Source organism: Streptomyces anandii JCM 4720, assembly GCF_014650655.1.
In the GTDB taxonomy this organism is placed as follows: Bacteria; Actinomycetota; Actinomycetes; order Streptomycetales; family Streptomycetaceae; genus Streptomyces; species Streptomyces anandii.
Map to the genome: position 1 here is coordinate 229,867 of NZ_BMVJ01000003.1, position 15,986 is coordinate 245,852.

5 protein-coding genes are annotated in these 15,986 nt (G+C 74.7%); 1 reads left to right on the forward strand and 4 read right to left on the reverse strand.

Annotation, left to right across the window (positions count from 1 at the left end; translation table 11 throughout):
* On the reverse strand, nucleotides 1-11,469 hold an 11,469-nt coding region (locus IE249_RS39705), incomplete at its 3' end, for a type I polyketide synthase (RefSeq protein ID WP_268249674.1).
* A gap of 187 nt (nucleotides 11,470-11,656) precedes the next feature.
* A complete protein-coding gene (locus IE249_RS07050; protein ID WP_189703898.1) occupies nucleotides 11,657-13,381 on the reverse strand; it encodes a fatty acyl-AMP ligase in 1,725 nt (574 codons plus the stop codon).
* A gap of 449 nt (nucleotides 13,382-13,830) precedes the next feature.
* Here IE249_RS07050 and IE249_RS07055 point away from each other — a divergent pair, with 449 nt between their 5' ends.
* Nucleotides 13,831-14,325 carry a lamin tail domain-containing protein gene (locus tag IE249_RS07055; protein ID WP_189703899.1) on the forward strand — a complete coding sequence of 165 codons (495 nt, stop codon included), beginning with the start codon at nucleotides 13,831-13,833 and terminating at the stop codon, nucleotides 14,323-14,325.
* A 79-nt stretch (nucleotides 14,326-14,404) separates the two neighbouring features.
* Here the strand turns inward: IE249_RS07055 and IE249_RS07060 are convergent, their stop codons facing one another.
* Nucleotides 14,405-15,337, reverse strand: a complete 933-nt coding sequence (locus tag IE249_RS07060) for an MIP/aquaporin family protein (protein ID WP_189703900.1) — start codon at nucleotides 15,335-15,337, stop codon at nucleotides 14,405-14,407.
* Between the two features lie 115 nt (nucleotides 15,338-15,452).
* Nucleotides 15,453-15,707, reverse strand: a complete 255-nt coding sequence (locus IE249_RS07065) for a hypothetical protein (RefSeq protein WP_189703901.1) — start codon at nucleotides 15,705-15,707, stop codon at nucleotides 15,453-15,455.
* Nucleotides 15,708-15,986 lie beyond the last annotated feature (279 nt).

A 15,986-nucleotide genomic window follows, 5' to 3' on the forward strand; every position in this document is an offset into this window, starting at 1 on the left:
CTCGACGGCGGTCCAGCGCAGCAGCGGCGCGGCCGGCTCCCGCTCCACCCGCAGTTGCCGGCCGCCGCCGTCACCGCCGCCGGTGATCGCGGTGCGCAGGGCCGCGTGCCGGGCCGCGAGCCGGTCGAGGGCCGACGTGAGCGCCTGGCGGGTGGCCGGCCTGGTGAGCCGTACGGCCAGTCCGATGGCGTGGGCCGCGGCCGGCATGTCCGGGCGGGCGCTGCGCAGGAGCCGTACGACGTCACGGGTGGCGGGCCGCAGCTCCGTCTCGGGGACCTCCTCGGCGGGCCCGTCCGCCGGTTGCCGGGGTCCGGAGGCCCGCCGGGCCACCGCCGCCGTGCGTTCCGGCAGGACCGCGCCGAGGGCGCGGGCGAGGCCGCGGATGTCGGAGGCCGCGAACACGTCGGCCGCCGGGAGTTCGGCGCCCAGTTCGCGGGCGAAGGCGTTGCGCAGCCGGACCAGCATCAGGGAGTCCAGGCCGAGTTCCTTCAGGGCGGTGGTCGCGGACGCGTCCACCGTGCCGCCGGACACCTCGCCGACGCGGGCCCGTACGTACGCCTCGAGCCAGGCGGCGCGCTCCTCGTCGGAGGCAGCCGTGAACACCTTCTCGACGAGGCCGTCCGCGGGGGCCGGGCCGGTGGGCACGGGGGCGAGGTCGGCCAGGATCGGGCGGGTGCGGACGGTGTCCGGGACGAGCGCCAGCATCTCCCGGTCCAGCGCCAGGGGCGCGAGCTGGCGGTGGGAGGTGGCCAGCACCCGTTCGAAGAGTTCGCCGCCCTCCTGCGGGGTGAAGGCGACCAGCCCGGACCGGCTGGTCTCGGCGGCCCGGGTGCCGGACCCGGCGACCATGCCGACGCCGGACCAGGCGCCCCAGTCCAGGCTGAGAGCGTGCCGGCCGGTGCGGGAGAGGTGGTGCGCCCAGGCGTCGAGGAAGGCGTTAGCCGCGCAGTAGGGGCTCTGCCCGGCCGAGCCGAGCAGTCCGGCGGCCGAGGCGAACAGGATCAACCTGTCCGCCTCCGGGACCAGTTCGGTGAGCAGCGCGGTGCCCAGCACCTTCGGTGCGAGCACGCGCCGCACACGGTCGGGCGTCAGGTGGGCCAGCGTCGCGTCGTCGAGGACACCGGCCGCGTGCACGACCGTGGTGATCGGCCCGGCCGCGCGGCGCACGCCGTCCAGGGCGGCCGCCAGCCCGGCGCGGTCGGCGACGTCGGCGCGGGCCAGGTGCACGGTGACTCCACGCTCCTCCAGGCCCTCGATCCAGCGGGCCGTCCCGGCGCCGGGAGTGCCCCGGCCGAGCAGCGCGAGATGGCGAGCGCCGCGCCGGACCAACCGCTCGGCGACCACGCGGCCGAGGCCGCCCAGACCGCCGGTCACCAGGTGCACGCCGTCCGCGGCGACGTCCCCGCCGCCGCTGTCCGTGGCGTCGGCGTCGTCGGGCCGGGCGCGGGTCAGGCGCGGGACCAGCCGGCCCGTGTCGCGCAGTGCCACGAGGCGTTCGTCGTCCGCGTGCCGCAGTTCGGTCCACAGCTCGTCGAGGCCGTCCTCCGGCGGCAGATCGACCAGGGTGGTCTCCAGCTCCGGGTGCTCCTGGGCGACCGCGAGCCCGAAGCCCCAGGCGAGCGCCTGCTCGGGGTGGGCGACCCGGGTGCTGTCCCCGGCGGCCTGGCTGCCCCGCGCCACCACGAACAGGCGCGGTGCCCGGCCGCGCGGCCGCTCGGTGAGGGCCCGCACCAGGTGCAGGGTGCCCAGGCAGCACAGCCGCGCGGCCTCTTCGGCCGTGTCCGGGTCGGCGACGGCCGGCGCGTCCAGCGCGGTCAGCTGGACGACGCGTTCGGGCGCCCCGTCCGGGAACGCCTCGTCCAGCAGCCGGGTCAGGTGCCCGGGGTCGGCCGGGTCGAGCACGTACCGGCCGGGGCCCTCAGCGGCGAAGTGGCCGCCGGCGCGAGCGAGGACGTGCGGTACGGACGCGGCGTCCAGCCGTGCGGCGAGGGCGTCGGCGACCCCGCTGTCGTCGGCGAGGAGCAGCCAGCTCCCGGTCGTGGGCGGCTCCCCGGCGGCGGGGCGCGGCTGCCAGCGGGTGGTGAAGAGCGCGCCGTCGAGCGGGGACAGGGCCGCGAGCTCCAACTCCTGTATCCCGAGGATGAGTTGCTCGTCCGCGTCCCAGACGCTCACGTCCAGGGTCGCGGTGTCCCCGTGCACCGCGCGCAGCCGGCAGGTCGCCCAGGCGGGGGTGGTGCGCAGCCCGGTGAACCGCAGCCGTCCCACGCCGGCGGGCACGAACGCCCGTCCCTGCGGGGCGGCTTCGGGCAGGGCGGCGGTGTGGAAGGCGGCGTCGAGGACGGCGGGGTGCAGGAGGTGCCCGGCCGACGGTGTGGCCGCGAGCCGGGCCACGGCCGCGTCGTCGGTACGGCGGCCCTCCCCGAGCCCGCGGTAGGCGGGTCCGTACTCGATGCCGAGCGCGGCCAGGGCCGCGTAGACGGCGGGCAGGTCGGCAGGCCGCGCGCACCGCTCGCGCACCGTCGCGAGCGACGGCTCGCTCTCCCCCGTCCCGCCGTTCTCCTGCGCCCCGCCGCTCCCCGTGACCCGTCCCGTGGCGTGGCGTATCCACCGGGCTCCGCGCTCGCGGGCGGGGGCGGAGGCGACGGTGAAGGCGTGGGAGCCGTCCTCGGCGGCCCGCAGCACCAGTTGCAGGCGCACCGGCCGTTCCGGCTCCAGCCGCAGCGGCTGCACGAACCGCACGCCGGCCAGCCGTACTTCGCCGCCGTCCATCACCTCGGACGCGGCCTCCAGGGCGAGTTCGAGGAAGGCGGCGCCGGGGAGCCAGACCTCGCCGTTGACGCGGTGGTCGTTCAGGTGGGCGAAGCGGGCGTCGCGCAGGTCGATCTCGGTCTGGAAGATGTGCCGTCCCGGGTCGTCACCGGCCTCGACGTGCGTGCCGAGCAGCGGCGAGGAGCCCGTGGGCGTGGCCGGGGCGGGCGCGAGCCAGTGCCGGCTGCGGGCGAAGGCGTAGGTGGGCAGGTCGGTACGGCGTCCCCGGGGGAACAGCGCAGCCCAGTCGGGCTCGTGTCCGGCGCGGTACAACTCCCCGATCCTGCGCAGCAGTACGTCCGGTGCGTCCTGCTGCCTGCGCAGCGAGGCCACGCCGACCGCCTCGACGCCGGCCTCGGCGGCGACCGCCTCGACGGAGGACAGCAGCGAGGGGTGCGGACTGAGCTCGACGAAGTAGCGGTAGCCGTCGTCCAGCATCCGCCGGACGGTGTCGGCGAAGCGGACCGGGCTGCTGAGGTTGGCGTACCAGTAGGCGCCGTCCATCCGCTGCCCGGCGAGGGGTTCGGCGAGCACCGTCGAGTACAGCGGGGTCGCGGCCGGGGTGCCCGCGATCCCCGCGAAGCGCTCCAGCAGCTCGGCGCGCACCGGTTCCATGAGCGGGGTGTGCGAGGCGAACGGCGTCGACAGCCGCCGTACCACGACCCCCCGCCGCTCCAGCGGACCGCGCAGCTCGGCCAGTGCCCCGCTGTCACCCGAGACGGCCGTGGACCCGGCGCTGTTGACGGCGGCCACGAACAGGCGGCCCTCGTACGGCGCGAGCAGTTCCGCGACCTCGTCGGCCGGGAGCTCCACGGAGATCATGCCGCCGTGCCCGACCAGCGGGACCACGGCCTGGGCGCGGCCGGTGACGACCGCCACGGCGTCGTCGAGGCCGAGGGCCCCGGCGCTGTAGGCGGCGGCCACCTCGCCCAGGCTGTGCCCGGCCACGGCGTCCGGGGTGACGCCGAGCGCGCGCCAGGCGGCGGCCAGAGAGGCGTTGACGGCGAACAGGACGGGTTGCAGGTACTCCGTGCGGTCCAGCGGCGAGAACTCCTCCGGCGCGCGCAGCACGTTGAGCACGGACCAGCCGGCGTGCCGCCGGACCGCCCCGTCGATCCGGTCCAGTTCGCCGTGGAAAGCCCGCGAGGCCGCGCCCGTTCCGGCGGCCAGCTCCATGCCCATGCCGGGCCACTGGCCCCCGTGGCCGGCGAAGAGGAAGGCCACCTTGCCGGACTGCTCCTCGCGGGGCGGCGCGAGCGCGGCGCGTCCGGTACCGAACGTCCGCAACGCGGCGGCCAGTTCGCCCCGGTCCTCGGCGACCACGGCCGTCCGCCACTCGAAGTGGGAGCGGTGCCGGGCCAGGGTGTACGCCACGTCGGACAGTCCGGAGCCGTCGGCCAGATGCCTGGCCAGCCGGGCCGCCTGCCCGCGCAGCGCCGCCTCGCTCCGGCCGGACAGCACGAACAGCCGCTTGCCTCCCGGTTGTCCGACCCCGGCCCGGTCCGACGCCCCCGCTTCCTCCGGCTCACCCGGTTCCCCCGGCTCCGCCGGCTCCCCCGGCCCGTCCGCGTCTCGGGGCGCCTCCTCGACGATGACGTGGGCATTGGTTCCGCTGATGCCGAAGGCGCTGATCCCGGCACGCCGGACGCGCCGGCGCGACCCCGGCCAGTCCACGGGCTCGTTCAGCAGCCGCAGCCCGCTCCCCTCCCAGTCGACGTGTCTGCTGGGCGTGTCCGCGTGCAGAGTCGCCGGGAGCGTGCCGTGGCGCAGGGACTCGACGACCTTGATCAGCCCGGCCACGCCCGAAGCGGCCTGTGTGTGGCCGATGTTGGACTTCAGCGAACCGAGGTACAGCGGGCGGCCCTCGGGACGCGACCCGCCGAACACCTGGGCGAGGGCGTTGGCCTCGATGGGGTCGCCGAGCGTGGTGCCGGTGCCGTGCGCCTCCACGTGGTCGATGTCCCGGGGTTCGAGTCCCGACAGCTCCAGCGCGCGCCGGACGACCTGTTCCTGGGCGGGCCCGTTGGGCGCGGACAGCCCCTGGCTGCGCCCGTCCTGGTTGACGGCGGTGCCGCGCAGCACCGCGAGCACCGGGTCGCCGTCGCGCCGGGCGTCGCTCAGCCTCTTCAGTACGACCATGCCGGCGCCCTCGGCCCACACGGCGCCGTCGGCGTCGTCGGAGAAGGACCGGCACCGCCCGGTCGGCGACAGCCCGCGCAGTCTGCTGAACTCCACGAAGGTCTGCGGGGTCACCATCAGCGTCGCACCGCCCGCGAGCGCCAGCTCGCACTCCCCCGACCGCAGCGCCTGGGCGGCGAGATGCACCGCCACCAGCGACGACGAGCAGGCGGTGTCCACCGTGAGCGCCGGTCCGTGCAGCCCGAGGGCGTAGGCGAGCCGGCCCGAGGCGACGCTGAGCGCGGAGCCGGTGCCCACGTACCCGTCGAGCTGCTCGAGCCGGGAGCCGGACAGGTAGTCGCTGCCGAACATGCCGACGTACACGCCGGTGGCACTGCCGGCCAGGCGGGCGGGCACCATGCCGGCGCGCTCCAGTGCCTCCCACGCCGTCTCCAGGAGCAGCCGCTGCTGGGGGTCCATGGCGGCGGCCTCCTTCGGCGTGATGCCGAAGAACCCCGCGTCGAAGGACTCGATGTCGTCGAGGAAGCCGCCTTCCCGGGCGTAGGACTTGCCCGGGGCGTCCGGGTCGGGGTCGTACAGCGCCTCGACGTCCCAGCGTCCCCCGGGGAACGGGCCGACCGCGTCACGGCCCTCCGCGACCAGCCGCCACAGCCCCTCCGGGTCGTGCACACCGCCCGGCAGCCGGCACGCCGTGGCCACGACGGCCACCGGCTCGTCGGACGGGACCGCCGTGATGGCGGCGGGACGAGCGGCGGCGCGCGCGACGAGGTCCGTCGAGGTGCCCGTCCCGCGTCGGCCGCCGGTGGCGAGGACCGTGCCGAGCAGGTGCCCGGCGAGGCGGTGCGGGGTGGGGTGGTCGAACAGCAGGGTCGCGGGGAGGCGGGTGCCCAGACGGGCGCCGATGCGGTTGCGGAGCTCGACCGCCGTCACCGAGTCCATGCCGAGCTCGCGCAGCGGCTGGTCGGCGCGCACGGACTCCGGCGAACGCAGGCCGAGCGCCCGGGAGACCTCCTCGCGCACCAGGGCGAGGACGCGTTCGGCGCGTTGCGCCTTTGGCAGCAGGGCCAGGCGGTCGGCGAAGCCGACGCCACCTGTTCCGGCGGCGCGGGGGGCGGGCAGCAGGGACCGCCACAGCGCGGTGACGACGGGCGGCGCGGCGGCCATCCCTTCGCGCAGGCGGGGCGGGTCGAGGATCCAGGCGACCAGGTGCGGGGCGTCCCGGCGCAGGGCGAGTTCGACCAGGTCGCGCCCCTGGGCGGGAGTGAGCGCACGGTGGCCGAGGCGGGCCATGCGGTCCAGGTCGGCGTGGGCGACGGCGAGGCCCTCTCCGGCCCAGGCGCCGAAGGAGACGGACACGGCGGGCAGGCCCGACGCCCTTCTGTGGTGGGCGAGCTGGTCGAGGAAGACGTTGGCGGCCGCGTAGTTGGCCTGGCCCGCGTTGCCGGCCACACCGGCGGCCGAGGAGACCAGCAGGAACATCCGGAGCGGGAGTCCGGCGGTCAGCCGGTGCAGATGGGCGGCGCCGTCCACCTTGGGGCGCAGCACGTTCGCCAGTCGCGCCGGCGTCAGCTCGGCGACCACCCCGTCCTCCAGCACGCCCGCGCAGTGCACGACGCCCCGCAGCGGCAGTTCGTCACCGACACCGGCGAGCAGACCGGCCAGCGCTTCCGCGTCCGAGACGTCGCAGGCGGCGACCTCGGCCAGCGCGCCGAGCGCGGTGAGTTCGGCGACGGCGTCGGCGGCACGGGGGTCATCGTGTCCATGGCGGCTCGTCAGGAGTATTCGGGGCACACCACGTTCGGCGAGCAGGCGGGCGATGTGCATGCCCACCGCGCCCAGGCCGCCGGTGATCAGTACGGTGCCGTCGGTGGGTACGGTGGTGGGCTCCCCGGTGCGGGGCGCGGCGGGATTCGGCCCTTCCGCCCGGGCGCGCGTGAGGCGCGGGGCGAGCAACGCACCCTCCCTGACGGCGATTTCGGGCTCGTCGATCCGGGCGAGCGCGGCAGCGACGGCATGCGCGTGCCCCTGGGACTCGTGGGAGCCGTCCAAATCGACGAGGACGGGCGCGAGTTCGGGATGTTCGGCACGGAACCCCCGGACCAGGCCCCACAGTACCGACTGCGCCAGGGCGGGCACGGCGTCACCGGCTCCGGTCGCGACCGCGCCACGGGTCACCCACACGGTCCGGGCGGGCGCCTGCTCCTCCGCCGCGATCAGCGCCTGCAGCTCCGTGACGGCGGCCGTCGCCAACTCGTGTGCAGACCACTCGGGTTGGACATCAGGCCGTGGGCGCGCCCACAGGCGTACGACGACCTCGGCGTCCTCCTCGCCCACGCGCACGCCCGCGGTCCGCAGGCCCCCCTCCAGCGCCGCCAGGAACTCGGTGTCGGCCGGGTCCTCGGCCACGACCCGTACGTTGCCGCGCGGTTCGGCCGAGTGCTCGGCCGGTCGTTCGTCGCCGAGGTCCGTCCAGGTCACCTCGTACAGGTGCCGCGCGCTGTCCGAACCGGCGGCGAGGTCCGCCGGGTCGGCCGCTCGCAGCCGTACGCCCTCCAGCCGGCCGGCCGGGAAGCCGTCCGTGTCCCACAGCGAGACGTCCAGCGTGAGGTCGGTGCCGGTGCCGCCGGTGCGCCGTACGCAGGCGGTGAGTTCCCCGGTCCCCGTGTGCGTCAGCGTGCAGCGGCCCACGGCGACCGGCAGCAGCACACCGCCGTCCAGGTCCGGGAAGGCGGCGGCCACCTGCAGCGCGGCGTCCAGCAGCGCGGGGTGGACCGGGTAGGGGTCGGCCGTGTCACGGGCCGCCTGCGGCAGCGCGAGCCGGGCCAGCAGCTCGCCGTCGCCGGTCCGCACGGCTTCCCGCACGCCCTGGAAGGCGGGTCCGTAGCCGAGACCGAGCGCGCTCAGGCGCTCGTAGGTCTCCGGGGGCCAGGCGGGCCGGGCGGGCGCGGCCGCTTCGGCGGAGCCGGCGGTCTCCGGCCAGGCGGGAGCCGGGCCGGCCAGGCCGGGCCGGCCGGTCCGGCCGGTCCGGTCCGTGGTGGCGGGGTCCGTGGTGGCGGGGTCCGTGGTGGCGGGATCCTGGGTGTCCGCCGAGGCGGTGGCGTGCAGGGTCCAGCCACCGTCCGCCCGGTCGCGCGGGCGGCTGTGCACGGTGACCTCGGGAACCGGCCCCGCGGCGTCGACCTCGACGGACACCTCGACGGTGCCGGAGGCGGGAAGCACCAGCGGGCTGAGCAGGAACAGGTCGGTGACGTCGGCCGGTTCGCCGGGCCGGGCGGCGGCGAGCGCGGCGCGGCACAGCTCCATCACGGTGGTGCCGGAGACCACCGTACGGCCGAACACGGTGTGGTCGGGCAGCCAGTCGGCGGTGGCCGGGGACCACTCGTTGCGGAAGGTCCACCGGGTCTCGTCCGCCGACCGCAACTGGATGCCGAGCAACGGGTGCGCGGCGCGGTCGAGGAGGCCGGGGACGCCGGCGGCGGACTCGGGTTCGGTCCAGTGGGACCGCGCGTCCCAGGCGTAGGCGGGCAGTTCCACGGGCGCGGTGCCGGTGGCCGGGCGGGCCCAGTCGACGCGGTGGCCGTGGACGTGGAGTTGGGCGGCGGCGCGGTCGAGGCAGGCGGCGCCCTCCTCGTCGCGGCGCAGCGACCCGACGGCGACCAGTTCCTGACCCGACTCCTCACCGATGGTGTGCAGGGCGGTGAGCAGCGCGGGGTGGGGGCCGAGTTCCACGAAGCGGCGGTAGCCGTCGGCGGCCATGCGGGCGACCGTCGGGGCGAAGCGGACGGGTTCGCGGAGGTTGGTGTACCAGTAGCCGGCGTCGAGTTCGCCCGTGACCGGCTCGGTGGTGACCGTGGAGTACCAGGCGACGGACGCCGGGCCGGCGATGACGCCGTCGAGCTCCTCGAGGACGGTGTCGCGGACCGCCTCCACCTGGGCGCTGTGGGAGGCGTAGTCGACGCCGAGGCGGCGGACGAAGACCTGGTCCCGTTCGAGGTCGTCGAGCAGCATCTGGAGCGGCTCGGTGTCACCGGCGATCACGGTGGAGCGCCCGCTGTTCACGGCGGCGACGGACACCCGGCCGCCCGGACCGGCGAGGCGCGCCTCGACCTCGGGGTGCGGCAGGGCGACGACGGCCATGGCGCCGGTGCCGGACAGCCCGGTCAGTGCCTGGCTGCGCAGGGCGACCACGGCGGCGGCGTCGTTGAGGCTGAGCGCGCCGGCGACGCAGGCGGCGGCCACCTCGCCCTGACTGTGCCCGACGACCGCGTCCGGCCGGACGCCCCGGGCCCGCCACACGGCGGCCAGCGACACCATCACCGCGAAGAGGACCGGCTGGACGACGTCCACCCGCTCCAGCGAGGGCGCGCCTTCGTCGCCGCGCAGCACGGCGGCCACCGACCACTCGGTGAAGGGGCGCAACGCGGCGTCGCACCGGTCGAGTTCGTCGGCGAACACCGGGTCGGAGGCGAGCAGGTCGCGCGCCATGCCCTCCCACTGGGCGCCCTGACCGGGGAAGACGAACGCCGTCCTGCCGGGCGGGGCGACGCGGTGGGGGCCGATGACGAGGCCGTCGGCCGGGTCGGCGCCCGGCTCCTCCTCGGCCAGCGCGCTCAGCGCGGTCAGCAACTCGTCACGGTGGGCGGCCCGTACGACGGCACGGTGCTCGAAGTGGGTGCGGTGGTGCGCCAAGGTCGCGGCGACGGCCGGCAGGGGCAGGTCCGGCCGTTCGGCCAGGTGTTCGCGCAGGCGCGCCGCCTGCTGCCGCAGGGCGGGGAGGGTGCGGGCGGAGAGGGGGAAGAGGACGGGACGGGTGTCGAGGGCGTTCAGTGCGTCAGGGGCGTCGGCGGTGTCCAGGGGCTCCGTCTGTCGACCGGGGCGTACGAGTTCCCGGGGCGCCTCCTCGACCACCACGTGGGCATTGGTACCGCTGATCCCGAACGCGCTGACCCCGGCCCGCCGCACCCGGCCCGCCTCGCGCGGCCAGGGCCGGGCCTCGTCGAGCAGAAGCAGTCCGCCGGCCGCCCAGTCGACGCGCTCGGTGGGGTGCTGGGCGTGCAGGGACGCCGGTACGCGTTCGTGCTGGAGGGCCAGCACTGTCTTGATGACGCCGCCGATGCCCGCCGCCGCCTGCGTGTGGCCGATGTTGGACTTCAGGGAGCCCACGCCGAGGGGCCGGCCGGCCGGGCGGTCCGGGCCGAAGACGGCGGCCAGCGCCCGCGCCTCGATCGGGTCGCCGAGCAAGGTGCCGGTCCCGTGCGCCTCCACGTGGTCGAGGTCGCCGGGCTTCAGGCCCGCCGCCTGCAGGGCCGCGTGCAGCACACGCTCCTGGGCGAGTCCGCTGGGCGCGCTCAGGCCCTGGCTGCGGCCGTCCTGGTTGACGGCCGAACCCTTGATCACGGCGAGTACCCGGTCACCGTCCCGTCGGGCGTCCGCGAGCCGCTTGAGCAGCACCATGCCGCAGCCCTCCGCCCACACCACGCCGTCGGCGTCCGCCGAGAAGGGCCGGCAGGTCCCGGTCGGGGACAGGGCGCGCAGCCTGCTGAACTCCACGTGTCCGCGCGGAGTCACGAGGAGGGTCGCGCCGCCCGCGAGCGCCAGGTCGCACTCGCCGCTCGCCAGCGCCCGGGCCGCCAGGTGGAGGGCGACGAGGGAGGAGGAGCAGGCGGTGTCCACGGTGACCGCGGGGCCGTGCAGGCCCAGCGTGTAGGCGATGCGTCCGGAGGCCACGCTGGGCGCCGTCCCGGTACCGACGTGGCCGTCGAGCCGGCCGAGCGGGGCGGTCGCGAGATACCCGCTGTCGTACAGGCCGACGTAGACGCCGGTGGCCGTGCCGTGCAGGGTCTCCGGGACGATGCCGGCCCCCTCCAGCGTCTCCCAGGCGGTCTGCAGCAGCAGCCGCTGCTGGGGGTCCATGGCCGCGGCCTCGCGCGGGGAGATGCCGAAGAAGGAGGCGTCGAAGCGGTCGATGCCGTCGAGGAAGCCGCCGCGCAGGGTGTACGCCTTGCCGGTGGCCTCGGGATCGGGGTCGAGCAGCCCCTGTGTGTCCCAGCGGCCCGGCGGCACCTCGCGGACGGCGTCCTCCCCGGCGAGCAGCAGCCGCCACAGTTTTCCGGGGTCGTCGGCGCCGCCGGGGTAGCGGCAGGCCATGGAGACGACGGCGATCTCGTCGTCGACGCGCGCGGGTCCGTCGCCGGCCGGCGGGCCGGCCAACGGCAGGGCGGCCGCGTCGGCGGCATGTGTGGGACGTTCGCTCAGGACCGCCGCGGCGAGTTCGTCGATCGTGGGGTGGTCGAAGACGAGGGACGGGTCCACGGAACGGCCCGTGCGCTCCCCGAGGTTCGCGGCCAGGGTCACCAACTGACGTGAGCCCAGGCCGAATTCGGCGACCGGACGGTCCGGTTCGACGGCCAGCGGGTCGAGCCCGGCGGCCTCGGCGACGGCGGCCGTGAGCCAGGCGCGCACGCCCTCGACGGTGGTGGGAGGCGTCTGGGCGGACTGCTTCGGGAACTCGTTCGCAGGCATCAGGGAAGGGTGTCCTCGGGAACGGGGTTTCTGGGCGTTCGGCGGATGCCGCGTTCGGGCGGATGCCGCGGGTGAGGGGGCTGGGACAGGACCGGGCCGGACCCGGCCGGTACGGGACCGGGCCGGGCCGGGCCCGGGCTGGGCTGGGGCGCGTGTGCCGGACCCGGCCCGGCGGCCCGCCCCGGCGTCACCGCCGGTCGGGCGTGCCGATCACGGCGAGGGTGCCGTCGAGGTAGGCGGCCCGGGTGGCGCGGCGCTGGATCTTGCCGCTGGAGGTCTTCGGGATGGTGCCGGGCCGGACCAGCACGACCTCGCGCAGGGGCAGTCCGTGGGCCTCGCCGATGGCGCTGCGCACCTGATCGGTGATCTTCTCCGCCTCGCCCTCCGCGTCAGGGGCGACCTCGGCGACTACGACAGGCTGCTCGCCCTCGGTGCCGCCGTCGACCGCGAAGGCGGCGGTGCAGCCGGGGCGCAGCGCCGGGTGGGACAGTTCGGCGGAGAGCTCGAGGTCCTGCGGGTAGTGGTTGCGGCCGTCGATGACGAGGAGGTCCTTGAGGCGGCCGGTGACGAACAGCTCGCCGTCGCGCAGGAAACCGAGGTCGCCGGTGCGCAGGAAGCGGCCCTCGTGGCCGGGGAGGGTGGCGCGGAAGGTACGGCGGGTGGCGAGGGCGTTGCGCCAGTAGCCCTTGGCCACGCTGGCGCCCCCGACCCAGATCTCGCCGGTCTCGCCCTCGGGCAGCTCCGCCTCGTGCTCGGGGTCGGCGATCGTCACGGTCAGGCCCGGGCCGGGGCGCCCGCAGCCGACGGCCGCCGCGTCCAGGGCGCCCGCGTGCGGCCCGTCGTCCTCGGCGCGGAGCAGGACGGGCTCGGTGTGCACGGACCCGCCGGTGACCATCAAGGTGGCCTCGGCCAGGCCGTAGCACGGGTAGAGCGCCCGCCGTGCGAAGCCGGCCGGGGCGAAGGTGTCGGCGAAGCGGCGCAGGGTGGCCGCGCGCACCGGTTCGGCGCCGTTGAAGGCGACCTTCCAACTGCTCAGGTCGAGCCGGTCCAGGAGGGCCGGGGTGGCGTGCTTGAGGCAGAGTTCGTAGGCGAAGTTGGGGCCGCCGGAGGTGTGCGGGCGGTAGCGGGTGACGGCCTCCAGCCAGCGCTCGGGGCGCTGGAGGAAGTGCAGCGGCGAGAAGAGCGTGGCGGTGGCGCCGAGGTGGACGGTGTTGAGCACCGGTCCGATGAGGCCCATGTCGTGGTAGACGGGCAGCCAGCTGACGAACATCTCGTGGCCGTACTCGGCGAGGACGTCCGGGCTGTGGCCCATCCGTTCGGTCACGAGGCGTTCGTTGTCCAGCAGGTTGGCGTGGGTGACCATCACTCCGCGCGGGGCGGAGGTGGAGCCGGAGGTGTACTGGAGGAAGGCGACCGAGTCGGCGGAAAGCGAGGCCGGCAGCCAGTCGTCGGCGGCCTCGTCGGGTATGTCCTCGGTCGCCTTGCGGGCGATGTCGTCGAGTTCGGGCAGGTGCCCCGCCAACTGCCCGAGGGAGTCGACGACTTCGCGTCCGCCGAGGATGACCTTGGCGTCCGCGTCGGCGATGAGGCGCTTCATCCGGGTCAGGGCGCGGTGGTTGTGCGACCTCCCCTGGGGGGGCACGCCCGGTACGGCGACGACTCCGGCGGCGAGGCAGCCGAGGAAGGCGCTGACGAACTCGAGGCCGGGCGGGTACAGCAGCATCGCGCGGGAGCCGGTCAGCCCGCGTTCCTGCAGCCAGGCCGCCACGGCCCGGGTACGGCGGGCCAGTTGACCGTAGGAGATCTCCCGTGTCTCCCCGTCGCAGTCGCCGGTGACCAGATACCGGTAGGCGGTGCGGTCGGGGTGTCGCGAAGCGTGTGCGGTCAGTGAATCGACCAGGGTGTGAACCATGTGGCGAGTCTCACCTGTCCGGAATGTCGGGCGAGGGAACTTGAGTTCGATGGCCGCGCGACGCGTCCGCGCGAAAGCCGTGGGCCGGCCTGGCCCCCTTGCCAGGTCGTCCGGTCTCGACCACCCGCCCGGGAAACCGCGGTGACGTAGGACGTGACCGCGTACTCCCCGTGCCCCCCGTTCAGCTTGCTACTGACGAGTAGCACCATAACAAGTCTCGTCGGCCGACGGGCCGGACACAGGTAAACGCTGTGTGTCCGAACGGAGTTGGGTCCGTCACCGACCCTAGCGCCTCAATTTCCGTACGGCTTTCAAGGTTCCGCGGTCAGACCGCCGGCCGTCGGCCGCCAAATGCCGCCCTTCACGCTTTCTACACCTTCCCGTCACGCCGTCGTCACCCGTTGGGTATGCTCCAGGCGCTCCATCCGCATCACCGAGGGGGGATCCTCATGCGCATACGTTCCCTGCTGGCCGTCACCGCCACGGCCGGGGCCGTCGCGGTCGTCGCCGCCGCTCCGGCCGAGGCCACGGAGTACGCCTCCGTCCTGAAGATCAAGGGTGTCCAGTACGACGCCCCCGGGCGGGACTCCAACAGCTGCAGCACCGGCAACACCCGGAACGAGTACCTGACCATCAAGAACTACTCGCGCTCCACGACCGTCAACCTCAAGGGCTACGTGGTCAAGGACGCGGCGGGCAACAGGTTCACGTTCGGCTCCAGCCACTACCTCCAGCCCGGGGACTACGTGAAGCTGCGCGGCGGCCACGGCACGGACTCCGACGCGAACAACGTCGTCTACCGCCAGAACTGCAACTTCATCTGGAACAACGACAAGGACACCATTTACCTCTACAAGCCCTCGGGCGCCCGCGCGGACGTGCACTCGTACACCAAGTCCCGCGACGACCGGGACGGCAACGGGTACATCAACTACCACGGCTGAGCCGCGGCACACGGTTTCCAGGCCCGGGCAGGGGGCCGGCCGCCGGGCGGCCGGCCCCCTGCTCCCGCCGCTTCCGTTCCTAGTCCTCAGGCCGGGTCCGGCCGACCTCCGGCAACTCGCCCTCCTGGGCGCGGATGTGGAGCACGTCGCCGATGAACAGGTCGTACACGAGGACGCCGATCACGCCGCCGATGAGCGGTCCGACGATCGGGATCCACCAGTAGTCGCTGAACGCCCCCGCCAGACTGCCGGGCAAGGCGAGATCACCCCACCCCGCGAAGTAGGTGAACAGGCGTGGGCCGAAGTCGCGGGCCGGGTTGATGGCGTAACCGGCGTTCACACCGAAGGACATGCCGATGGCGGCGACCACGAAGCCGATCAGCAGTGGCCCCAGGTTGGCCTGAACCGCGGTGTTGCGCAGGTCGATGAGGGCCACGACCAGCATGACCAGGAACGCGGTGCCGACGATCTGGTCCACCAGCGGACCCCAGTTGCCGCCGTGGAAGTAGGGCGCCGGGAACGTTCCGAAGATCGAGAACGAGGCGAGTGTGTGCCCGTGCGTCTTGGGCCCCTTCATCGCCGCGTCGAAGGTGTTGATCGCGTCGTGGTAGACGCCGTACACCAGCGCCGCGCCCACGAAGGCCCCCACCAGCTGGGAGATCCAGTACGGGATCACCTTGACCCAGGGGAACTTGCGCCGCACCGCGAAGGCCAGCGTCACCGCCGGATTGATGTGGGCACCGCTCACACCGCCCGCCACGTAGACGCCGAAGACCACGGCGAAGGCCCAGCCCCAGGTGATCAGCAGCCAGTCACCGGCACTGATGAAGAAGGTCGTGGGGCCCGATGTGCGGCCCGAGCCGGGCAGTCCGGCGACCGCGACGGCCACCACGCCCGTACCGAAGGAGATGAGGACGAAGGTCCCCAGGAACTCTGCCAGGCATTCGCCCCACAGCCCTCCCCGGCGCCTGAGGCGCGAGGGTTTGACCAGGGGCGGGATTTCTACGGCCATATCGGCCCCCTCAACGAACGGTCCGGCACAACCGCCGGCACAGCCCTGCTTCGGGCGGCCCCGCGTCACTGCCCGGGGCCCTCCTGAGAGAAAAGGCCCCGGTCGCGGCCCCGCGTCACTGCCCAGTCTGCGCGCCGGGCCGGGCGGAGGCCACTCGACCGGCCCTGAGTATGCGGATGTGGTGACCGCCGCACTCCCGGCACACACCGTGGGAGAGCGGCGAGGGCTCCCTGACGCCCGCCACGAAGTAGGTCGCCCTGCGCACACCCCCGCTGTCGAGGGCGTGCCGGATCTCGAAGGTCCGCTCCCAGGCGAATCCGCAGCTCAGACACACGAACGAATACGACTCACGGACCGGTGACTCGTCCATCGCCGCCACATCCTCCGGGCCGGGCGGGGACGCGTCCGGACGACCCCGCAAGCCACAGTTGCATTATGCAAAAGACTACTCCCGGCGGGCCCCACTGGCCAGAGGTCCGACAGGAGCTCCGGCAAGAGGTCTCCGGCGCGCTCCGGCACCCGGATCCGGCGCGCCCGGCAACACGGCGTTCTCCTCCCCCCCTTCTGGGGTGAACCTCCATCCGGGTGATCCCGCCGCCCGGCACGACCCCGCCCAGCCCCGCTGAACAGGCCCGACGAGCTACCCGAC

Excerpts from the sequence above, each read along its gene's own strand:
- IE249_RS07050 (WP_189703898.1), bottom strand. The coding sequence starts at position 13,381 with ATGGTTCACACCCTGGTCGATTCACTGACCGCACACGCTTCGCGACAC.
- IE249_RS07055 (WP_189703899.1), top strand. The coding sequence starts at position 13,831 with ATGCGCATACGTTCCCTGCTGGCCGTCACCGCCACGGCCGGGGCCGTC.
- IE249_RS07060 (WP_189703900.1), bottom strand. The coding sequence starts at position 15,337 with ATGGCCGTAGAAATCCCGCCCCTGGTCAAACCCTCGCGCCTCAGGCGC.
- IE249_RS07065 (WP_189703901.1), bottom strand. The coding sequence starts at position 15,707 with ATGGACGAGTCACCGGTCCGTGAGTCGTATTCGTTCGTGTGTCTGAGC.